Annotated in this window: 15 protein-coding genes; 6 read left to right on the top strand and 9 right to left on the bottom strand. The window is 71.7% G+C overall.

Annotated elements, in window-relative coordinates; translation table 11 throughout:
- The first annotated feature begins 83 nt into the window (after window positions 1-83).
- Window positions 84-1268 carry an ROK family transcriptional regulator gene (locus tag ABT288_RS07085; RefSeq protein WP_351603619.1) on the top strand — a complete coding sequence of 395 codons (1185 nt, stop codon included), beginning with the start codon at window positions 84-86 and terminating at the stop codon, window positions 1266-1268.
- A 109-nt stretch (window positions 1269-1377) separates the two neighbouring features.
- A complete protein-coding gene (locus tag ABT288_RS07080; protein ID WP_351603617.1) occupies window positions 1378-4152 on the top strand; it encodes a glycoside hydrolase family 2 protein in 2775 nt (924 codons plus the stop codon).
- On the opposite strand, the gene ABT288_RS07075 is transcribed toward ABT288_RS07080, so the two are convergent.
- From ABT288_RS07075 to ABT288_RS07060, 4 genes are all read right to left on the bottom strand, one after another.
- The gene (locus ABT288_RS07075) at window positions 4139-5599 is read right to left on the bottom strand and encodes a hydrolase (RefSeq protein WP_351603615.1); all 1461 of its coding nucleotides are present in this window, start codon (window positions 5597-5599) and stop codon (window positions 4139-4141) included. The two genes, ABT288_RS07080 and ABT288_RS07075, sit on opposite strands and share 14 nt — an antisense overlap.
- A gap of 197 nt (window positions 5600-5796) precedes the next feature.
- Window positions 5797-6573: a GNAT family N-acetyltransferase gene (locus ABT288_RS07070; RefSeq protein WP_351603613.1), complete on the bottom strand. Its 777-nt coding sequence runs from the start codon at window positions 6571-6573 to the stop codon at window positions 5797-5799.
- Between the two features lie 121 nt (window positions 6574-6694).
- Window positions 6695-7549 carry a GNAT family N-acetyltransferase gene (locus ABT288_RS07065; protein ID WP_351603611.1) on the bottom strand — a complete coding sequence of 285 codons (855 nt, stop codon included), beginning with the start codon at window positions 7547-7549 and terminating at the stop codon, window positions 6695-6697.
- 277 nt (window positions 7550-7826) lie between these two features.
- A complete protein-coding gene (locus tag ABT288_RS07060; protein WP_351603609.1) occupies window positions 7827-8483 on the bottom strand; it encodes a chaplin in 657 nt (218 codons plus the stop codon).
- A gap of 285 nt (window positions 8484-8768) precedes the next feature.
- Here ABT288_RS07060 and ABT288_RS07055 point away from each other — a divergent pair, with 285 nt between their 5' ends.
- The gene (locus ABT288_RS07055) at window positions 8769-10364 is read left to right on the top strand and encodes an alpha/beta hydrolase (RefSeq protein WP_351603607.1); all 1596 of its coding nucleotides are present in this window, start codon (window positions 8769-8771) and stop codon (window positions 10362-10364) included.
- Window positions 10365-10582: 218 nt separating this feature from the next.
- Here the strand turns inward: ABT288_RS07055 and asnB are convergent, their stop codons facing one another.
- Both asnB and ABT288_RS07045 read right to left on the bottom strand, forming a co-directional pair.
- Window positions 10583-12424: an asparagine synthase (glutamine-hydrolyzing) gene (gene asnB / locus ABT288_RS07050; RefSeq protein ID WP_351603605.1), complete on the bottom strand. Its 1842-nt coding sequence runs from the start codon at window positions 12422-12424 to the stop codon at window positions 10583-10585.
- 233 nt (window positions 12425-12657) lie between these two features.
- Window positions 12658-13437, bottom strand: coding sequence for an alpha/beta fold hydrolase (locus tag ABT288_RS07045; protein WP_351603603.1), 780 nt, complete (start codon window positions 13435-13437; stop codon window positions 12658-12660).
- A gap of 159 nt (window positions 13438-13596) precedes the next feature.
- Here ABT288_RS07045 and ABT288_RS07040 point away from each other — a divergent pair, with 159 nt between their 5' ends.
- Entirely contained in the window at window positions 13597-14691 is a 1095-nt protein-coding gene (locus ABT288_RS07040) for a baeRF3 domain-containing protein (protein WP_351603601.1), read from the top strand.
- A gap of 101 nt (window positions 14692-14792) precedes the next feature.
- Window positions 14793-15827, top strand: a complete 1035-nt coding sequence (locus tag ABT288_RS07035; protein WP_351603599.1) for a Gfo/Idh/MocA family protein — start codon at window positions 14793-14795, stop codon at window positions 15825-15827.
- Here ABT288_RS07035 and ABT288_RS07030 read toward each other — a convergent pair.
- Window positions 15817-17841 carry a phosphocholine-specific phospholipase C gene (locus ABT288_RS07030; protein WP_351603597.1) on the bottom strand — a complete coding sequence of 675 codons (2025 nt, stop codon included), beginning with the start codon at window positions 17839-17841 and terminating at the stop codon, window positions 15817-15819. The two genes, ABT288_RS07035 and ABT288_RS07030, sit on opposite strands and share 11 nt — an antisense overlap.
- A 133-nt stretch (window positions 17842-17974) precedes the next feature.
- Entirely contained in the window at window positions 17975-18391 is a 417-nt protein-coding gene (locus tag ABT288_RS07025; protein ID WP_351603595.1) for an SsgA family sporulation/cell division regulator, read from the bottom strand.
- A gap of 347 nt (window positions 18392-18738) precedes the next feature.
- Here ABT288_RS07025 and ABT288_RS07020 point away from each other — a divergent pair, with 347 nt between their 5' ends.
- Window positions 18739-20169, top strand: a complete 1431-nt coding sequence (locus ABT288_RS07020) for a PP2C family protein-serine/threonine phosphatase (RefSeq protein WP_351603593.1) — start codon at window positions 18739-18741, stop codon at window positions 20167-20169.
- Between the two features lie 54 nt (window positions 20170-20223).
- Here ABT288_RS07020 and ABT288_RS07015 read toward each other — a convergent pair whose 3' ends face one another.
- A complete protein-coding gene (locus tag ABT288_RS07015) occupies window positions 20224-21717 on the bottom strand; it encodes a DNA-binding protein NsdB (protein ID WP_351603592.1) in 1494 nt (497 codons plus the stop codon).
- Between the last annotated feature and the right edge of the window lie 258 nt (window positions 21718-21975).

Here is a 21975-nt window from a genome sequence, read left to right as displayed (position 1 = left end):
CCCGGCGGGCTGACTGGCCGATAAAGTTAAGGAGCCTTACTAGAGTCGTCAAGTATGCGCCGGGAATACCTGAGAATGGTCCGATGACCGTCAGTGACGCCGCAGAGCAGCAGGAACAGCCCTGGAGCCGCCGGCGGCTGCGCAGCACCAACGAGCGGCTGCTGCTGGACCGGCTGCGCGCCCTCGGCGCGGCGTCCCGCGCCCAACTGGCGCGGGAGACCGGCCTGTCGAAGCCGACGGTCTCCAGTGCGCTGGCCTCCCTGGAGGCGGCCGGCCTGGTGCACGAGGTCGGCACCCACGCCCCGGAGCGCGGGCGCACCGCCGTGCTCTACGCCCCCGACCCGGCCGCCGGGTACGCGCTCGGCGTGGACATCGGCCGCGGCTGGCTGCGGGTCGCGGTGGTCGACCTGGACGGCACGGTCGTCGCCCGGGCCGACGTACGCAACCGGGCCCGCGCCTCCGCCCAACTGGCCGACCTGGTGGTGGGCACCGCCCGGCAGGTGATCGGCAATTCGGGCGTGGACCCGGCCGGGGTGGTGCACGGCGTGGTCGGCACGCCCGGTGTCTACGACGAGAAGCAGCGCCGGGTGCGGTACGCGATGCATCTGCCGGGCTGGGGGCGAGCGGGGCTCGTCGACCGCATGCGCGAGGAGCTGGGCGTGCCGCTGGAGGTGCACAACGACGCCAACCTGGCGGCGCTCGGCGAGTACACGTACGGCGTCGGCACCGGAAGCCGGCTCTTCGCGTACATCCTGATCGGCACCGGACTGGGCATGGGCGTGGTCAGCGAGGGACGGCTGTTCACGGGGGCGCACGGGCTGGCCGGCGAGATCGGCTTCCTGCCGTGGCCGGGCCGGCACAAGCCGGAGCGGCTGGAGGACGCGGTGTCCGGGGTGGCCGTGGTGGAGGCCGCCCGGGAGTTCGGGATGAGCGGGCAGCTCACGGCGAAGGCGGTCTTCGACGCGGCCCGGCAGGGAAATCCGGCCGCCCTGCGGGCGGTGGAGCTGGAGGCCGAGCGGATCGCGCACACCGTGGCGGCGGCCGCCGCGGTGCTCGACCCGGATCTGGTGGTGCTCGGCGGCGGCGTCGGCCACAGCGTCGACCTGCTGCTGCGCCCGGTCCAGGAGCAGGTGCGCGCCCTCACCCCGCTGCGGCCGCGTATCGCGCCGAGCCGCCTGGGCGAGGACGCGGTGCTGCTCGGCGCGGTGGCCACGGCGCTGGACACGGCGCGGGACCTGGTGTTCGAGCGCAGGACGGCCGGAACCTGACCGGCCCCACGGCGCCGCCGCCCACCGTCATTGACACGACCCCACGCGGCGTCCTAGCTTGAGGCGAGTTAGTAAAGTTTCCTAACTTTACCGCCCCGGGAGCCCTGCCATGTCCCCTCGCCCCGCCCTCGGACGCCGGTACGCCGTCACCGCCCTGGTCCTCGGCCTGCTCGGCTCCCTCACCGGCGGCGCCTGGGGCGGCGCCCGGCAACCGGCCCCACCGCACGGGCCCGCCCGGACCACCCGCGTCCCCTCCACGGCCGGCACCGACACACCGCTGGCCGGTTACGCCATCCAGTCCTCGGCCAAGGTGAGCGACTCGCCCGCCGCCATCTCCTCCCCGGGCTATCCGGCGCAGGGCTGGTATCCGGCGGGCCCCCGCTCCACGGTCCTGGCCGCGCTCCTCGCCGACGGCGTGTACGCCGACCCCTTCTACTCCACCAACCAGCAGAAGATCCCGAAGGCCGACTTCCAGGTCCCCTGGTGGTACCGCTCCGACTTCACCGTCGCGGACACCACGCGGCGCACCTTCCTCGACTTCAGCGGGGTGATCTCGGCGGCCGACGTCTATGTCGACGGCCATCAGGTGGCGCAGGCCGCGGACACCACCGGCGCCTACACGCGCCACGAGCTGGACATCACCTCGCTGGTCAGATCCGGCACCAACACGGTCGCCTTCCGCATCCGGCCCAACGATCCGGACAAGGACCTCACCATGGGCTGGATCGACTGGCTCCAGCCCCCGCCCGACCGGAACATGGGCATCGTCCGGGACGTCCTGGTGCACAGGGGCGGCCCGGTGGCGCTGCGCGACGCGCACGTGATCGCCAGGCTCACCGTGCCGTCGCTCGCCTCCGCCGACCTGACGGTGAAGGCGCAGGCCCGCAACGACACCGGCAGCGCGGTCACCGCCGAGGTCACCGGACACATCGGCGCGACCACGTTCACCCGGCAGGTCCCGCTCGCCGCCCACGAGACGAAGACCGTCACCTTCTCCCCCGCCGACACCCCGGGCCTGCGTCTCACCTCGCCGAAGGTGTGGTGGCCGGCCGGGATGGGCGAACAGCCGCTGTACGACCTCGACCTGACCGCGTCCGTCGCCGGTACGACGTCCGACACCGCCCACGACAGCTTCGGCATCCGCGACGTGCAGGCCCCGCTGAACGCGGACGGCGCACGCCAGTACCGGATCAACGGCCGCACACTGCTGATCAAGGGCGGCGGCTGGTCGCCGGACGAGTTCCTGCGCTGGGACAGCACCTCGGTCGAGGACCGGCTGAAGTACGCCCTCGACCTGGGTCTGAACACCATCCGTCTGGAAGGGCACCTGGAACCCGACGAGTTCTTCGACCTCGCCGATCGCTACGGCATCCTCACCCTGCCCGGCTGGGAGTGCTGCGACAAGTGGGAAGGCCAGGTCAACGGGAGCGAGACCGGCGACAAGTGGACCGAGGCCGACTATCCGGTGGCGCAGGCGTCCATGGCCGGCGAGGCCGCCCGGCTGCGCGACCACCCGAGCGTGATCTCCTTCCTGATCGGCAGCGACTTCGCGCCCGACGCGAGGATCGAGAAGACCTACCTGGACGCCCTGAAGGCCGCCGACTGGCCCGACCCGGTGATCTCCGCCGCCTCCGACAACTCCTCGCCGCAGCTGGGCAGTTCGGGCATGAAGATGACCGGGCCGTACGACTGGGTGCCGCCCGGCTACTGGTACCTCAAACGCGAGGGCGGGGCCACCGGTTTCAACTCCGAGACCAGCGCGGGCCCCAGCATCCCCACCCTCGACACCCTGCGCCGCATGCTGACCCCGGCCGAGCTGGACACCCTCTGGAAGGACCCGGACGCGAGGCAGTACCACCGCTCGCCGTCCTCGGTCTTCGGCACGCTCAAGATCTACGACACCGCGCTCACCGGCCGCTACGGCGCGCCGAAGAGCCTCGCCGACTATGTGCGCAAGGCCCAGCTGGCCCAGTACGAGAACGTCCGCGCCCAGTTCGAGGCGTACCAGCGCAACGCCACGGACTCCTCGAAGCCCTCGACCGGAGTGATCCACTGGATGTTCGACAGCGGCTGGACGTCCCTGCACTGGCAGCTGACGGACCGCTACCTGGATCAGGGCGGGGCCTACTTCGGCGCGAAGAAGGCGAACGAGCCGCTGCACATCCAGTACTCGTACGACAGCCGCTCGGTCGTCGTCGTCAACCACCGGCACGCCGCCGCGACCGGACTCACCGCCCGGGCCACCCTGTTCGACCCCGACGGCACGCAGAAGTACGACAAGACGGTCGGCGGGCTGACGGTCAGCGGTGACGGGGCGCACGGGACCGCCCTCACCCTGCCGTCCTCGGTGGGCGGACTGTCCTCGACGTATCTGCTCCGCCTGGTCCTGACCGGCGCGGACGGCAAGGAGGTGAGCCGGAACGTGTACTGGCTCTCCACCCGGCCCGACACCCTCGACTGGTCCGGCACCACCTGGTACTACACGCCGACGACGAGCTACGCCGACCTCAGCGGGCTCGCCTCGATGGCACAGGTGCCGGTGTCGGCGACGGCGGCCACCCGGTCGTCGGACGGTACGGCGACGACGACCGTCACCCTGCGCAACACCGGGAGCGGGAAGACGCCGGCGCTGCTGACGGACGTCCACCTCGTGGACGCGCAGGGCAGGCCGGTGCTGCCGGTGCGCTGGTCGGACAACGAGGTGAGCCTGTGGCCGGGCGAGTCGGTGACGCTGACCGCCACCTGCCGGACGGCCGATCTGCACGGCTCGGCACCGGGCGTGCGGGTCTCCGGCTGGAACACTCCGGAGCGGACCGTGCCGGCGGCCCGACGGGACGGGGGCGGACCGGTACGGCCCGCCCCCGGCCGGTTCAGCTCACGTTGAGCGCGGTGTCGTCCACGACGAACGACGTCTGGTACTGGGAGCCCTCGGTGCCGGTGAACTTCAGCGTGACGGTCTGCCCGGCGTAGCTGCTGAGGTCGAAGCTGCGCTGGGTGTAGCCGGAGGCGGCGTTGAGGTTGGAGTACGTCGCCAGGGTGCCGAGGACCGTGCCCGAGCTGCCCAGGACCTGGACCTTGAGGGTGTCGTAGGCCGTGCTGGTCGAGGTCTCGGCCGTGTCGACGTGCAGATAGAAGCTGAACGTGGCCGTCGAACAACCGGCCGGGATGGTCACCGCCTGGGACAGGGTGTCGGTGGTGGCGGTGCCGTAGCCGTCGAGCCAGGCGTAGTACGAGCCCGAATGAGCCGACTCGCCGGTGGAGTTGGTGATGACCCCGCTGGACGCGCTCCACGCGGTGTTGCCGGACTCGAAGCCGTTGTTGCCGAGGAGCTGGGCGGCGGTGCAGGTGCCGGTGCCGCCACCACCGCCGCCTCCCCCGCCGCTGCTGGTGCCCGAACCGGCCAGCCAGGCGGTGGCGTTGAGGGCGAGGGCCGCGTTGGTGGCGCTGCTGTCGTTCCAGCCGTCGTACAGGGTGTTGCCGGACTGGCCGGTGCCGTCGTCGATCGAGGAGCTGTCGCCCCAGAAGGCGACGCGACCGCTGCCGAAGGTGCTGGTGAGGAAGAAGGCACCGGTGTTGCCGGAGTAACCGGTGCGGTAGAGCAGGCCCTTGACGGCGGAGTTGTCGGCGGGCTTGAGGGTGGCGGTGGTGCCGTTGGCGATCAGGCTCTTGGTGACGGTGCCGAAGGAGCCGTGCAGCACCGGGTCGGTGCTGTCGCTGATCGCCGCCGGGTGGTCGGAGCTGATGTTGAGCGAGTCGACCGAGAAGCCGAACGGGTCGGTGGAGTCGACGCTGTTGTTCGTCATCAGGTCGTTGAGGATCTTCACCGCGTCGTAGCCGTCGTTGTTGCGGTCGGCTCCGGTGTGGTCGGAGATCATGAACAGACCGCCGCCGTTCTTCACGAAGTTCATGATCGCCGTCTTCTCGGCGCTCGTGAACAGCGTGTTGGGTTCCGGCAGGACCAGCGTGTCGAAGTTCGACAGGTCGGTCGACGACGAGCCGCCGTAGCTGAGGCTGGAGCCCGAGGGCAGCGTCTTCAGGCTGTAGTCGCCGGTCTTCTGCAGCGCCACGCCCCAGGAGGACAGGGCGCCGGTCCAGTCGGTCTCGGCGGACGGGGAGGGGTTCTCGCCGAGCGGGTCGGGCTGACTGGTGGAGATGATCCAGTCGGCGTTGCCCGCCGTCTCGGCGTGGGCGTTGTCGAACAGGATGCGGTGCGTGGTCGCCGCGTGGGCGGCGGTGCCGCTGCCGATCTGGACGGCGGCTCCGGTGAGGAGCAGTCCGAAACCGGCCAGGGCGGTGGTGAGTCTGCGGCGGGATCTCCTGGATCCGAGCATCCGGCGAACCTCCATGAGGGGTGGGGAGAGGCGGTGCGGGCGCCAAGTCTGCGCGCGTAGAGCCCGCTTGAGGGTTCTACACGCGTCGAGTGGTTGAAAGGTACATGGCATGAAGCTCGGATGAACAGAAAGTCCCGGCAATAACCGGTGCGGACCGTCGCCGCTCACGACGGCCAGGCGACTGAACTGATGGCAAGTCAGCTGCCGTACAGATACGGGGTCGTGGTGCTCAGCGCATGGAAGCCGAGGCGCTCGAGGATCGGTCGGCTCATGGGTGAGGCGTCGACCTGGAGGTAGCGGTAGCCGAGGTCGGCGGCGACGCGGGCGCGGTGGGCGACCAGTGCGCGGTAGACGCCCCGGCCCCGCCAGGCCTCGACGGTGCCGCCGCCCCACAGCCCGGCGAACCGGGTGCCGGGCACCAGCTCCATCCGGGCGGCGCTCACGGGTTCGTCCCCGGCGAGCGCGACCACGGCGACGACCGTGCCGGGGTCGGCGGCCAGGCGGGCGAGCAGCCGGTGCCGCAGCCGGGTGCCGTCGGTACCGAAGGCCTTCTCGTGGACGTCCACGACGAGGTCGACGCCGGCCGCGTCGGTGGCCTGTACGAGGCGGATGCCCTCGGGAGGTCCGTCGTCCACGGCGAGCCGGCCGGTCTCGCCGATCATCAGTGTCTCCGCGGGCTCGGCCCGGAATCCGGCGGCGAGGAGCCGGGCGCCGAGGTCGTCCGGCCGGTCGTGGCCGTAGAGCTTCCACTCGAAGTCGCGGCCGAGGCCGGTGAAGTAGGCGACCTGGTCACGGATCGCCCGGTCCGCGCCCGCCGCGTCCAGAGCGGACCAGAGCACGCCGTTCCACCCGTGCCCGTCCGCGACCTGACGCACCACGGCGCCGACCCGTTCGATCCGGGCACCGGGTCCGTCGGAAGCCGCGTTCTCGCGCACGTCACGGTCGTAGAGGGCGAGCACCGCCGAGAGATCCATGCCCCGACTCGACCATGCCGGACCGGTCCGGGGCAACGGGATTGTCCCGGCGGCCGGCTCAGGGGCCAGGCACTCGGCGGGCGAGGACAGCTCGCCCGGTCCCGAGGGGTACGGCCCGGGATCAGCCCAGTTCGAGCGTCGTGACGCCGAACACCCGGTGCCGGGCGTGCTCGCGGACCGGCCCGGTGTACATGCGGGCGGTCTCGAAGGAGGCCTGGAGTCCGGCCTCCTCGGCGAGCGCGACGCCGGCCGCGTTCGGCTCGGGCACGTCGATGGCGACCTCGCCTCCCGCGGCCTCGGCCGTGAGGGCGGCGAACAGGGCGCGGGCGTCGTCGGCGGTGTCCGCGAAGAGGGGGCCGACGCGGAGGGTGTCGCGGCCGGGGCGGAGCACGCCGTAGCCGGTGAGGCGGGTGCCGTCGTGGCGGACGAAGGCCCGGTGTCCGGGGCCGGTGAGCCACTCGGCGAGGAAGCGCGGACGGTCGGCCGGGTAGCAGGCACTGTCGTAGGCGGTGATCGCGGCGAGGTCGGCGGGCCCGGCCGGCCGGACGCCCGCGGGCGTCTCGCGCCGCGGGGCCGTACCGGTGAACCGGGTCGTGCGGTACGCGAGTTCGAACCCGGACTGGCGGTAGTTGTCCTGCTGGGCGACAACGCCGTCCAGGCCGACGGTGCGGTTGCCGGCGTGGGCGAGGGCGGTCTTCCAGGTGGTGAGGCCGTGGCCGTGGCCGCGCAGGTCGGGGCGGACCAGATAGCAGCCCAGGAAGGCGTACTCCGGGCCGTAGTTCACCACGGAGACGGCCGACACCGGCTCGCCGTCGATCCGGCCGAGGAAGAATCCGTCGGGATCCTGCGCGAAGAACGCGGGCCCGTCGCACAGCCCGGGATTCCAGCCCTCCGCCGCCGCCCATCCGGCGATCACCGGCCAGTCGGCGAGGGTGGCCTGGGTGACGACGAGGTCGTGGGGGGCCGCAGGGGTCATCGATGCGCTCCGTTTTCCGTCGGGACCGGACTGCCGTGCCGCATCCTTCCGGATCAACGAGGGCCGCGCCACGGGGAGATCGGCCGTTGCACCCGACACGGCCCGGCCACCCCGGAGCAGGCACCGGAGCCCAGCGCGCCCGCTGCGGCGGCACCCGCCATCCTCCTCGTACACCACCGGCCACCGGCGGAATCCCGTGCGCCGTGGGCCACCGCGGGTCGCCGGTGCAGCAGGCCCCACCGGGCCGGTGTCCGGTGGGGCCTCTGGAGAGGGTGGGTCAGTTGGTGTCGGCGGGACGGAAGCGGCGGTAGAGGGCCGTGCCCGTGAGGAGCAGCGCTGCGCTGCCCGCCACGGCGGGGAGTGCGATGTCCGCACCGGTGTGGGCCAGCGCGGACACGTCCGGCCGGACGACGGGGCGTGCCGTGCGCGGGCTGCGGTGATGCCTGGTGGGGGCCGGGCTGCTCGGGGTGCGGGGCCGGCCGACGGGGCCGTTCACCGAGTGGTTGCCCTTGGCCGGGTTGCCCACCCCGACCACGTTGACGCTGTTGCCGCTGACGTTCACCGGCAGATCGACGGGGAGCTGGACGTCGTTGCCGGCCAGCACGCCGGGCGAGCCGGCCGCGGAGCCGTGGGCGGCGGCGCCGCCGGACTCCGGCCCGCCACTTCCGGTGCCGCGGTTCACGCGGTTCGCGCAGGCGTTGCCGACGGCAGGGTTGAGCAACCCCACCACGTTCACGGTGTTGCCGCACACGTTCACCGGCACGTGGACCGGGAGCTGGATGCCGTTGCCGGAGATCAGCCCGGGCGAGCCGGCCGCGGAGCCGTCGGCGGCGGCACCGCCGGCCGCGAAGGCCGCGGACACCGGCAGCGCCACGGCCATCGCACCGGAGGCGGCGACGACGGCGATCACACCGTTACGGGTAGCCCGTCTCATAGGTTCCCTGCCTTCCAGACTTCGTCGCGGGCACTCACCCGCACCCCATAAAACGCAGGCGAACCATCCGAGTTATGGCTTATCGGTCTTTCACCCCGTCGAGCGACAGTGTTATCGAACTGCATGTAAAGACTCTCAATGATCGATAACGGGCATCGGGGGCGCGGAGAGTACGGCACCGGGTGCCGTCCCGCTCGTCGGGAGGCGGGCCGTCCGGGGCCCGCTTATGGTGAACCCGAGGGCGCCGTCCCCACCGCCCGCGACAGGCGTCCCGGGAGGCGATCGATGCTGGCCAAGCTGTCCACACGGCCCGCCGTGCGGCGCTGCGCGGGTACCGGAGCCCTCGCCCTGACGCTGCTCGGCGCCGGCCTGCCCGCAGCCGGCCGACCACAGCCCGACCTGTCCCGCTTCTACCGGCAGAAGGTGACCTGGACGGCCTGCAAGGGCCCGGACATGCCCAAGGACCTCCAGTGCGGGAAGGTCACCGTCCCGCTCGACTACGCCCGGCCCCGCAAGGGCACGCTCGACGTGGCCCTCGCCCGCTACCGGGCGACCGGGAAGAAGCAGGGCTCGGTGCTGCTGAACTTCGGCGGACCGGGCGGTGCGGGTGTCCCCGAACTGGCCACCGACGGCAAGGAGTTCATGGACCTGACCAACGGCTACGACGTGGTCACCTTCGACCCGCGCGGCGTCGGCCGCTCCTCCCCCGTCAGCTGCGGCGAGGGCAGCGACGAGGCCTCGACCGCGCTGGACGACGAGGCCGGCCTCGCCCATCCGCAGGTGCTGCTCGCCAGGTTGCGCGAGGCCGCCGGCGCGTGCACCCGGCACTCCGGCCCGGTACTGCCCCACATAGGGACCGTGAACGCCGCCCGCGACCTGGACGTCATCCGCCAGGCCCTCGGCGACAAGAAGCTCAACTACCTCGGTTTCTCGTACGGAACGCGGCTCGGCGCGGTGTACGCGGCACAGTTCCCGCACAAGGTCGGCCGGCTCGCCCTCGACGGTGTGGACACCCTGACCGAGCCGCTGTCCGCACAGGGGCTGGCCGCCGCCGAGGGGCAGCAGACCGCGCTGGACGATTTCCTGGACTGGTGTACGACGGACGTCGCCTGTCCGTTCGGCCAGGACCGGCGTGCGGCCGCGGACCAGGTGGCCGGGCTGGTGCGCTCGCTCGACGCGAACCCGGTCCCGACGGACTTCGGCGGCTCGTTCTCCGGACAGGACCTGGTCGGCGCGATCGGGCAGGGCCTCTACAGCAGGCAGTTGTGGCCCTCCCTGGAGCGCGCCCTGGCCTCGCTGGTCCAGGACGGCGACGTACGGGGCGTGCAGAACTTCGCCACCGGCGGCGCCGGCCTGCCCCTGGGCGGCCACCGCAACGGCGGTCTGGTCGATCCGCAGGACGTGCCGGCGGACAACCTCGAGGCCGCGCTGATGGCGATCAACTGCGCCGACGACCCCGACCGGCCCGGCGCGGCACGGATCACCAAGGACCTGAAGGGCCTGCAGGCCGAGTACGAGCAGGCCTCGCCGGTCTTCGGCCGCTACCGGCTGACCGAGCTGCTCATGTGCTACGGCCGCCCCAAGGGCACCGACTTCATCCGCGACCGGGTGAAGGACGTCGACTCGGCGAGGATGCTGCTCGTGGGCACGCGCGGGGACCCGGCGACGCCGTACCAGTGGACGGTGGAGACGGCCGCACGGCTCGGCCCGTCGGCGGTGGTGCTCGACAACAAGGGCGACGGCCACACCGGCTACACCTCCTCCACGTGTGTGCACCAGAAGATCGACGACTTCCTGCTCTACGGCTCCCTGCCGCCGAGCGGCAGCTCCTGTCCGGCGGACGGCGAGGACTGGAGCGCCACCCTGAACCCCACCAGCTGATGACAGCGGGGACGCACACGGGCAACGGGCGCGGATCCGGCACACGGTGACCTTCGGGGACCTGGACGGCGCCGCGCTGCCGACGCCGGAGGGCGGCGCCGGCACCTACCGGCTCGCGGCCGGGGGGACCGCCCACGCCGACGTCCGCGCCATCGGCCCGGCGTAGCCCGAGGCTCGCCGGGTTGACACCGTGACCGTGGCCGCCTCGGCCGTCGGCCTCAGCCGGTGATCACCTCGGGCGTGTAGACCTCCAGCCACCGCGCGAGGTCCAGAGCGCGCTCCAGGCCGCGCCGGGCCGCCTGGGTGCTGACCGGCGCCTCGCGCTCGGCGGCCCGGCGGAGCCGGTCGCGATCGACGAGCTCGAAGACCTGGTGCGAGGGCCGGGAGAGCAGTTCCTTGGCCTGTTCCTGGAGGGCGCGGGCGTACTGCGGGTCCTGCGTGGAGGGGTACGGGCTCTTGACCCGCTCGTACACCGACTGCGGCAGCACGTCCGCGGCCGCCTCCCGCAGCAGGCTCTTCTCCCGGCCGTCGAAGGACTTCAGCGCCCACGGGGCGTTGTAGACGTACTCGACCAGCCGGTGGTCGCAGAACGGCACCCGGACCTCCAGGCCGACGGCCATGCTCATCCGGTCCTTGCGGTCGAGCAGAGCGCGCACGAAGCGGGTCAGGTGCAGATGGCTCATCCGCCGCATCCGGTACTCGAAGTCGCTCTCGCCGTCGAGCCGTTCGATGCCGGCGACGGCCGTGCGGTAGCCGTCGGCGACGTAACGCTCCAGGTCCAGCGACTTGGTGAGGTCGGCGCGCAGTACGTCGGCGTCGTCGCCGAAGTGCCGGTTGAACGTGGCCAGCCAGGGGAAGGTGTCGGCGCGGCGCGCCTCCTCGTCGAAGAACTGCAGATAGCCGCCGAAGACCTCGTCGGCGGACTCCCCGGACAGGGCCACCGTGGATTTCTCGCGGATGGCGCGGAAGAGCAGCAGCAGGGAGGTGTCCATGTCGCCGAAGCCGACCGGCAGATCGCGGGCGCGGATCACCTGCTCGCGCACGGCGGGGTCGGCGAGGGACTGCGCGTCGAGCACGATGTCCTGGTGGTCCGTGCGCGCGAGTTCGGCCACGTCGTGCACGAACGGCGTGTCGGGGGTGCCCCGCAGTTCGTCGGCGACGAAGTTGTCGGTCTGGCCGACGAAGTCGACGGCGAAGCTGCGCACCTTCTCGCCCTGCCGGGCGAGTTGCCGGGCGGCGATCGCGGTCATCGCGGAGGAGTCGAGGCCGCCGGAGAGCAGGGTGCAACGCGGGACGTCGGCGACCAGCTGGCGGCGCACGATGTCGTCGAGCAGCGAGCGCACGGTCCTGATGGTGGTGTCGCGGTCGTCGGTGTGCGGGCGGGTCTCGAGGCGCCAGTAGACGCGGGTGGACAGGCCGGAGCGGTCGACGGTGACGACCGTGCCGGGTTCCACTTCGCGCATGCCGTCCCAGATCGCGTGTCCGGGCGTCTTGACCAGGACGAACAGCTCCCGCAGCCCGTCCAGCGTCACCCGGCGGCGGACCAGCGGGTTGGCGAGGATCGCCTTGGGCTCGGAGCCGAACAGGACGCCGTCGGGGGTGCGGTGGTAGTAGAAGGGCTTGATGCCCATGCGGTCGCGGATCATCACGAGCTTGTCGTGGCGGCCGTCCCAGACGGCGAACGCGTACATGCCGTTGAGCCGTTCGGCGACCGTGTCACCCCATTCCAGGTAGCCGTGCAGGACGACCTCGGTGTCGGAGTCGGTGGTGAACCGGTGGCCGCGGCCCTGGAGTTCCCGGCGCAGTTCGGTGAAGTTGTAGGCCTCCCCGGAGTACACCATGGCGACGGTGCCCTCCGGGGTCGCCACGGACATCGGCTGACGGCCGCCGGGGAGGTCGATGATCGCGAGCCGGCGATGGCCCAGCGCGGCCGGGCCCTCGGCCCAGGTGCCGCGGTCGTCCGGGCCGCGGCAGGCCATCGTCTCGGTCATCGCATGCAATGTGGTGGCCTCGGCGGTGAGGTCGCGATCGAAAGAGACCCATCCTGCGATGCCGCACATGCGCTGCCTCCTGCCTCCGGCACTGGGCCGAGCAAACCAGTTGTATCGAGCACCTATATGACGAGCCTCCGTCAGGTGTTCCACACGGTCAACACGGCCGTAACACGCGTGCCCCACGCTCCTCATGGTTTCGGCCGGGTTTTGCCTTCGCGAAACGCCCGGAGCGCCGGGACTCCGGGCCGGCAGCGCGGGGAACCGGCCACGGGCAAAGACTTGGCCAAGCAGCTCGCGTGTCAGTCCTTCACGGCCAGAAACGAAGCAAGCGCCTCCGTCAGCTCGGCCGGCTTCTCCAGGGGCAGCTCATGGCCCGCGTCGAGGATGCGGACGACCGCGTCCGGGTAGGCCTTGGCCATCCGCAGCATCTGCCGCACCGGCAGCTGGACGTCGTGGTAACCGTGCACCATCAGCGTGGGCGTGCGGATCTCCCCGGCCCGGTCGAGGACGTCGAAGGCGCGCATGGCGCCGTACAGCGTCATCACGACCTCGCGCGGAGTCGCGGCGGAGGCGCGGATGTGCGCGCGGATCTCCTCACGCGGATAGCCGGGCGCGAAGGCGCGCTGGATGTTGGCGGCCACGAACAGCCGGTACGGCACCAGGGTGGAGGCGGCCATGAGCAGGCCCCGGCCACGGCTGTAGGTCATCCGGCCGATGGAGCCCACCAGCGCCATCCGCTCCACCCGCGCGGGGTGGGCCAGGGTGATGGTCTGCGCGATCATCCCGCCCATCGAGTGGCCGACCAGCGCGAACCGTTCGACCTCCAGGTGATCGAGGAGGGCCAGCACGTCCCGCGCCAGCTCCGCGATCGTGCGCACCCCGGCCCCGGTGCTCTCCCCGTGCCCGCGCAGGTCCAGCCGGATCACCCGGCGTCTCGCCGAGAAGTGCGCGATCTGGTGGTCCCAGCGGTGCCGGTTCGCGGTCCAGCCGTGGACGAAGACCAGGGGCACCTCCGGCGCGTCACGGGGGCCCTCGTCGTCGTACGTCAGGGCCGCTCCGTCGACTTCGAGCTGCGGCATGTCAGGCCTCCTGGGGCGTGCTGCGGTCGGGTTACTGGCCGGTACGGTAGCCGTCCGCGGGGTGCCGCGTCACCGGTTCCCACGGGGGAATCCGCTGCGGTGTTCCGGGCCCGGAACACCCCGAATGCCGTACTCGTGAATCCGCCCTATCGTGCTGTCATGGAGCACGCACTGAGTCCCGCAATGCTGGCCGAACTGCGGCGCCCGCGCCCTTACCCCGCAGTGTCCGTGCTGACCCCGACACACCGCCGGGAACCGGACAACGAGCAGGATCCCGTCCGGCTGCGCAATGTCGTCACCGAGGCACGCAAACGCCTGGAGTCCGATCCCGCCGTCACCCGTGAGCGGCGCAACGACGTCGTGGCCCAGCTCGACCGGGCGCTGGCGGAGGTGGACCTGGCACATGCCGAGGACGGCCTGGTGATCTTCGCCGCTCCGGGCGAGCACCAGGTCTGGTCCCTGGCCCGCACCGTCCCCGAGCGGGTGGTGCTCTCGGACACCTTCCTCACCCGCAACCTGGTCGCCGCGCACGCCTCCGAACGGCCCTTCTGGGCGCTGTCGGTCTCCACGGACCGCGTCACCCTGTGGAGCGGCGGCGAGGGCCGTGTCGTGGCGGAGGAGTCCGGCGGCTTCCCGCTGGAGCGTCGGCAGGAGAACTTCGACGCGGAGCGTCAGATGCAGATCGGCGACCAGCCGAGCGCCTTCCGCGACGAGGGCACGCGCCATTTCCTGCGCGAGGCGGACACCGTCATGGCCGCGCTGCTGCGCGACCAGCCCCGGCCGCTGTACATCACCGGTGAGCAGGCGGCGCTGTCCCTGCTGGAGGAGGTCGGCATCGCGGCCAAGGAAGCCACCCTGGTCCCGCACGGCGGCCTTGCGCACGCCGGTCCCGAGGCCGTGTGGCAGGCATTGCGGCCGGTGCTGGAGGACGAGGCCCGCAAGGACACCACGTCCGTGATCCGGGAGCTGACCTCGGCGCGCGGCCACAAGACCTACGCGGCCGGTCTGGACGAGCTGTGGCAGAGCGCCCGCGACGGCCGGGTCCGGCTGCTCGCCGTGGAGGAGAACTTCCGGGCCACCGTCAACGACCTCGGCGGGCATCTGGTGCCGGCCGAAGCCGGCGACCTGGACGCCCGCGAGGACATCGTGGACGAGATCGTCGAGCAGTGCCTGGAGACCGGCGCCGAGGTCCGCTTCGTGCCCGACGGCGCACTGGGCGACGCGAACGGGATCGCGGGCGTACTCCGGTACTGAGCCGCCCCCGCACCCCCCGCACTCCCCCGGCAGCGCTCCCTGCCCGGCGTACGCTACGCCGTGATCGTCACGGCGTGATCGTCGGGTAAGGGAGCGCACACATGGGTGACCTGCTGGGAGTGGCGGTACTGGGTGCCGGACACATGGGGGCCGACCACATACGACGCCTCGACCAAGTGGTCAGCGGAGCCAGGGTCGCGGCGGTGGCCGACCCCGATGTAGAGCGGGCCGAGAAGGCCGCGGCCGGACTCGACGCGGTGACCGTGCACCCGGACCCCGTGGCCGCGCTCGACGCCCCCGGCGTGGCGGCCGTGCTGATCGCTTCCCCCGGCCCCGCCCACGAGGAGGCCCTGCTCGCCGCCTTCGCCCGCGGGCTGCCGGTGCTGTGCGAGAAGCCCATGGTGCCCGACTCCACGGGTGCGCTGCGGGTGGTGGAGGCCGAGGCACGGCTGGGCCGCCGCCTGGCGCAGATCGGCTTCATGCGCCGCTACGACGCCGAGTACCGGCGGCTCAAGGCGCTGCTGGACGGCGGCGATCTGGGACGGCCGCTGATGCTGCACTGCACCCACCGCAACGTCTCCTCCCCCGGCGGCTTCACCAGCGCCATGCTGATCAACAGCTCCGTCTCGCACGAGATCGACGCGGCCCGCTGGCTGCTCGGGCAGGAGCTGACGGCGGTGACCGTGTTGCGTCCCACACCGTCCGCGAACGCCCCCGAGGGGCTGCTGGATCCGCAGTTCGTGCTGTTCGAGACCGCGCAGGGCGCCCTGGTCGACGTGGAGGTCTTCGTCAACTGCGGCTTCGGCTACCAGGTGCGCTGCGAGGCCGTGTGCGAGCGGGGCAGCGCGCGGATCGGCGAGGAGCACACCATGGTGGTCACCACCGCGGGCGGCGCCCGCGAGGAGGTGGCGCAGGACTACCTCGTCCGGTTCGCCGACGCCTACGACCGCGAGGTGCAGGCCTGGGTGGATGCCACCCGGCGTGGCGAGGTCACCGGTCCGAGCGCCTGGGACGGATACGCCGCGTCCGTCGTGGCCGAGGCGGGCGTCCGGGCGCTGGAGACCGGCGGCCGGGTGGCCGTCCAACTCGCCCCGCGCCCGGACCTGTACGGCCCCTGCGCCGGGGTCAGCCGCTGACGCCGGCCGCGCCCGTCTCCAGGTGCCCGGTGAACCGGCGCGACCAGGTCGCGTCGGAGTCGACGGTCACCGTGAAGTCGTACCAGCCGTTCTGGTACGCGACGGCGTTGAAGTAGTCCTCCGCCGAGGCACCGGCGGCGACGGTGTAGGTCCACGGACCGTCGCCGCGGTAGTGGTTGGAGGTGATGGTGAACGTCACCGAGGACGAGCCCGCGTTGGTCATCCTGAAGTAGATCGCGAGCTTGCCCGTTCCGGGCTCGACCGCGTAACGGGTGCTCACCTCGGCCGACTTGCCCGCCCTGGTCGCGTCGCCCTGGAAGCGGCGCAGGAAGCGGTTCGGACCGACCATGGTCAGGTCGTACTTCCCGCCGCCGAAGCCCGTGCCGATGTTGAAGTAGTCGGAGGCGGTGCCGCCCGCGTCGACCGTGTACTGCCAGGGGGTGGTGTCCCGGTAGGCGTTGGGGTGGATGGAGAAGTGGGCCGCGCGGGCGGCCGGGCTGCCCTGGTTGGTCATGGTGAACCAGGCCAGGATCTTGCCGGCCGCGCCGAACTCCAGGTGGTCCAGGTAGCCGTTCGGCTGGTAGGGCAGCGCGCGGGCGGGGCGGGTGCCCGGCTCCTGGGCGGGCAGGGCGTTGTCGGTCGGCGCCGGGTTGGGCAGCGGGCCGCAGGTGTCGATGCCGATGACGCTGGTCGCGGGCAGGGAGACCGGGCCGTGGACGGGGTTGGCGAAGTCGAAGACTCCGGTGAGGTCGCCGCTGACCTTGCGCCGCCAGTCGCTGATGTTGGCGCACTTGGCCGGCTTGCCGATGGCGGACGTCCAGGTCTCCAGGAAGCGCAGCACCGAGGTGTGCTCGAAGACCTCCGAGGAGACCCAGCCGCCGCGCGTCCAGGGCGAGATGACGATCATCGGGACACGGAAGCCGAAGCCGTACGGCACCCCGTTGAGGAACTCGCCGGCCGTTCCGGCGGGGGGTGCCGGCGGGGGCACGTGGTCGAAGTAGCCGTCGTTCTCGTCGTAGTTGAGGAACAGGACGGTGGAGTCGAACACGTCCTGGTCGGCGGCGAGGGCCTGGTAGACGAGGTTGACGAAGTGCGCGCCGTCGCCGGGCGGGGCGTAGGGGTGCTCGGAGAAGGCCTGGTTGGGCACGATCCAGGAGACCTGCGGGAGGGTGCCCGCGAGCACGTCGGCCTTGAGGGCGGCGGCGATGTCGTCCGGGGTCGAGCCGGTCACCTTCGGCACCGAGGACATGCCGCGGTCGTACAGCGGGTCACCCGCCTTGGCGTTCGCGAAGTTCTTGAAGTAGGCGCAGCCGTTGTCCCCGTAGTTGTCCGCCGCGTTCTGGTAGACCTTCCAGGACACCCCGGCGGCCTGCAGCGCCTCGGCGTAGGTCTGCCAGGTCAGGCCGGACTCGTCGCCGCCGTCGTAGCTGGTGGAGTCGACCTTGCCGCTCCACAGGAAGGTGCGGTTGGGGCCGGTGGCGCTGAGCGTGGAGCAGAAGTATGCGTCGCAGATGGTGTAGTTGTCGGCGAGCGCGTAGTGGAAGGGGATGTCCGAGCGGTCCAGGTAGCCGAGCGAGCGGACGTTGCCGACGCCCGCGACCCAGTTGTCCATGCGGCCCTTGTTCCAGGCGGAGTGCTGCGAGGACCAGGAGTGCGGCAGGTCGCCGTTGCACTGGGCGAGGGTCTCGCCGTCCTTGCCGCCGGCGGACGGGGTCGCGCTGAGCTTCCACGGGTACTGGCGGCCCGTCCCGTTCGGCTGGTCGAAGACCGGGTGGCCGCCGCCGAGGGTGATGCCGCTGCGGTCGTCGAAGCCGCGCACGCCCTTCAGACGGCCGAAGTAGTGGTCGAAGCTGCGGTTCTCCTGCATCAGGATCACCACGTGCTGTACGTCCTTGATCGTGCCGGTCGCGGTGGTCGCTGCGGCTGCGGTACGGGTGGCGGCGCCGCCCAGCGCCACACCCGCCGCCACGGATGCGCCGAGCCCCACGAAGCCTCTTCGGCTGATCGGTGTCATTCGCCCCGTCCTTGTCACCTTCGGATGCCCCTGCGGCACACCGCGCGCCAGGGTGCCCGGGGCCGTCGTCGCGGTCCATACCGCAGCGGTGAGGCGAAGGTGAACAGAAGTCAAAGCAGCCGGGGCTCTCGCCTCATACCCCGCCGAACAGGGCGCTCAGCCCCCGCTCCACCACTCCGCCCAGATCCTCCTGCCCCGGCGCCACCACTCCGTAGGTGCGCAGCAGGAAGCGGCGCAGGGCCGACGCGGGGAACTGCAGCAGGGCGAGCCCGTGGGGCGAGTGGAACTCCAGGACGGTCCGGGTGCGGCCGTACGGCCAGATCTGCACGTCCCCGTGGCCGGCCGGGGCCCGAAGTCCCTGGTCGAGCAGGGAGCGCGCGAAGACCCAGGTGACCTCCACGCCGTCCAGGGCGGCCTCGCCCGGGAAGTCCACGAAGACGGCCAGGGGGTCGTCCGTGGTGTAGCGCAGCGTGGCCGACACGGGGATCTCCTCGTCCTCGGCGGTGACGAGCCGGGCCTGTGCGGGCTGTTCGACAGTGATGGCGTCCATGCCTTAATGGAGTCCTCGAAGGCGCCTCGCATGCCGCGAAATCCGGTCAGACTTCGACAGGTACAAGACGCTTGCCGCACACTGGAACGAAGGAGCGTCGAACACAGGGGTGAGCGTCGAGGAAAAAGCGGCCCGTAGGAGACAACTCGCGTAGTTCTCCTACGACTTGACCCGCCCGGCGCGTACATCGTTCGTGTGCGCGGATCACTCGGGGAAGACTCTGGCATATGCCGGAAGCACCACCGTATCGTGTGTTGCCAAATCCCTTACGGGGCGTCGCGGGCTGTGCGAGAGTCGTAACGGTCCCCCGTCCTCCCCGACCGTCTCGTCCCCCAACGGAGTGCGTCATGCCGTCACCGGTCTCCGCGGACCGCTCAGCCGCCCAGCCACCCGGACGCGGCTCGGTGGAAGCGTTGATAACGCAGACGCGGCGGCTCAAGGGCGACGTGGACGCCGTACGGCGGGACACCCCGAGCGACGGTGCGGACCCGGAGGAACGCTGGCAGCGCGCCCTGTACGACCTCGCGCTGCACCAACTGGACGACCTGGACGCCCATCTGGCCCAGCTCCGGGACGGACCGGCCGCCGAACCCGCCGAACCGGTGGAGGCACCCGCCCTCCGGCCGGCGCCCGCCGCCGCCCCGAGCGGCTCGCTGCTCAGCCGTGTCGGCAGCGCGGAGTGGAACCTGCTGACGGACGAGGCGACCTGGTCCGGGGAGCTGTACCAGATCCTCGGCCTGGACCCGGACGCCCCCGCCCTCACCCTGGACGAACTGCCCTCGCTGGTACTGGAGGAGGACCGGCCGAAACTGACCGCGATGGTGACGGACTGCCTGGTCGACGGCAAACCCATCGACGGCGAGTTCCGCGTCGTACGGGCCGAGGGCTCCGTACGGGCGGTGCACATGATGGGCGAACCCGTGCTCGGCGCCGACGGCGGCACCTCCTCGATGTGGGCCGTGCTGCGCGACGTCAGCGAACTGCGCCGCTGCCGGCGGACGGTGAGCGAGACCCGTGACTCGCTGCAGCGTCAGCGCCGGCAGGAGCAGACCGAGCACCGGATCGCGGTCGAGCTGCAGGAAGCCGTGCTACCGCCATGGCGCGGCTCCCTGCGGCTCCCGCACCAGGGGCCGCGCACCCTCGACCTCGCCGCCCGCCGCCTCCCCGCGGCGACGACCACACCGCTCGGCGGCGACTGGTACGACGCGCTGGAGCTGTCCGACGGCGACACCCTGCTGAGCGTCGGCGACCTCACCGGGCACGGGGTGGCCGTCGCCTCCGGGATGGCGATGCTGCTCGGTGCCGTACGCGGGATGGCCCTGGCCGGCAGCCCGCCCGGTGAACTGCTCGGCATGCTCAACCAGTTACTGGACGCCACCGTACAGCCGGCCCTCGGCAGCGCCGTCTGCTGCCGCTACCGGCCCGAGACCCACGCCCTGGTCTGGGCGCAGGCAGGACACCCCGCCCCGCTGCTGTACCGCGACGGGACGGGGCGCGTGCTGAACGCACCGGAAGGCGTCCTGCTCGGCGCCACCTCGGGCGCCGTCTACGGGCAGGCCGAAGAAGCCCTCCGGCCGGGCGACCTCCTGCTGCTGCACACCGACGGGCTGGTGCCGGGGCACAGCCCGAGCACGGCCGTGGACCGCCTGCTCGCCCTCGCCCCGCGGTTCGGCGCGGCGCGCACCGCGCAGGACTGCCTGCGGGCGGTGGTCGAGGAGTTCGGCGGAGCCGGACGCGAGGACGACGCCTGTGTGCTCGTCGCCAGGGTCACCGCATGAGCTGAATGGGGAGTTGTCGAGGTCATCCAGCGCACAGGCGTGGTGCCTGTGCGCTCACGCCTGTGCGCTGCCCGGGCCCTTGGCCCTCGGCTTGGGCAGCGCGAGCCGGATCTCCTCCCGCAGTTCGTGGATCCTGGGATAGCCCGAGTACTCCGCGGTCAGCCGGTACATCTGCCGCAGCCGGTCCCAGGTGCGACGGGAGGAGTTCGAGCCCATCGACATCAGGGCCAGCCGGGCGTAGCGGTCGGCCTGTTCAGGGTCGTCGGCGATGAAACAGGCCGAGGCCATGGACAGATGGTCGAAGATCTTCGACCGCTCGCGCCCGTCGACGCGCAGGGACAGGGCCTTCTCCGCATAGTGCTGGGCGTGCACGGCCGCGCTCGGGTCGAACTCGGCCAGCGTGCGGTAGGCGAGGGCCTGCATGCCGTACAGGTCCTCGTCCTTGAAGGTCTGCATCCAGTCCAGCGGTTCGCCGTCGCCCCGGTCGGCGACGAACATGTCCTCCGCCTGGCCGAGCGTGCGGCGCATCGCCTGGCCCTTGCCCATGGAGGCCTGCGCCCAGGCCTCGATGGTGTGGAACATCGCCTTCGTGCGTGGCTGCAGCCGGTCGCCGGCGCCGTCCTGGGCGAGTTTCATCAGGTCCAGGGCGTCGTCGGGCCGGCCCAGGTGCACCATCTGCCGGGCCGCCCGGGACAGGGCCTCACCGGCGCGCGGCCGGTCTCCGCCCTCGCGGGCGGCATGGGCGGCGATGACGAAGTACTTCTGCGCCGTGGGCTCCAGGCCGACGTCGTGCGACATCCACCCGGCGAGGACGGCGAGGTTGGCGGCGACGCCCCACAGGCGCCGCTGGAGATGGGGTGGATGGTGGTAGGCGAGCATGCCGCCCACCTCGTTGAGCTGGCCCACGACCGCCTTGCGCTGAAGCCCGCCGCCACGGGCCGCGTCCCAGGCGCGGAACACCTCGACCGAGCGCTCCAGTTCCTCGATCTCCTGCGACCCGATGGGGGCGGCCTCATAGCGGTCGAACCCAGCGGGGTCGGCGTGCAGGGGGTCGTCGAGGACAGGGGCGTCGGCCTTCAGGGCCGGGTCGGTGTGCAGCCAGTCGTACATGGCGCTGCTGAGTGTGGATCCCGCGGCGAGCGCGGCACCCGCGCCCACCAAGCCGCGTCGGTTGAGCATGAGGTCCATTCCCGTGAATTCGGTGAGGACCGCGGCGGTCCGTTCGGGCGCCCACGGCACGCCGTCGGGATGTTCCTCGATCCCGTCGCCCTGCCGTTTCCCCGTACGCCCGTGCCGTACCAGACCGAGGTCCTCGATGGTCACGACACGGCCGAGACGCTCGGTGAACAGGGCTGCCAGCACCCGCGGTACGGGATCGCGCGGGATCTCTCCCATGTCGATCCACCGACGGACCCGGGAGGTGTCGGTCGACAGCTGGGGGTGGCCCATGGCCGCCGCCTGCTTGTTGACCAGCCTCGCGAGTTCGCCCTTGGACCAGCCGGCCAGGCCGAACAGGTCCGCAAGGCGGGTGTTGGGTTGTCCGCTCACGTCAAGCCCCCAGGTTCTCGGCTGAGTTGACAGTAGCCCGGTGCAGGTTGCCGGGCGACTATTCGCCAGGGTTCGCCAGGGTCCGCCAGATGGTGTGCCACTGGGCATCGGGTGTCGAGTAGGAACGCGCCACCCCGACCCGGTCGCCGCTCGGCTTCCCGAGCTGACGGGTGCATTCCCCAGGGTGCACCCGGGCGGCCGGGCCGGGCAGGCGCACGCTCGCAGTGCATGCGAACGGAGTACGGGCTCTCCCGTGCC

The sequence above is a fragment of the Streptomyces sp. NPDC001093 genome (assembly GCF_040298985.1).
GTDB lineage: Bacteria > Actinomycetota > Actinomycetes > Streptomycetales > Streptomycetaceae > Streptomyces.
This window is presented reverse-complemented; position numbering and strand designations above follow the sequence as displayed.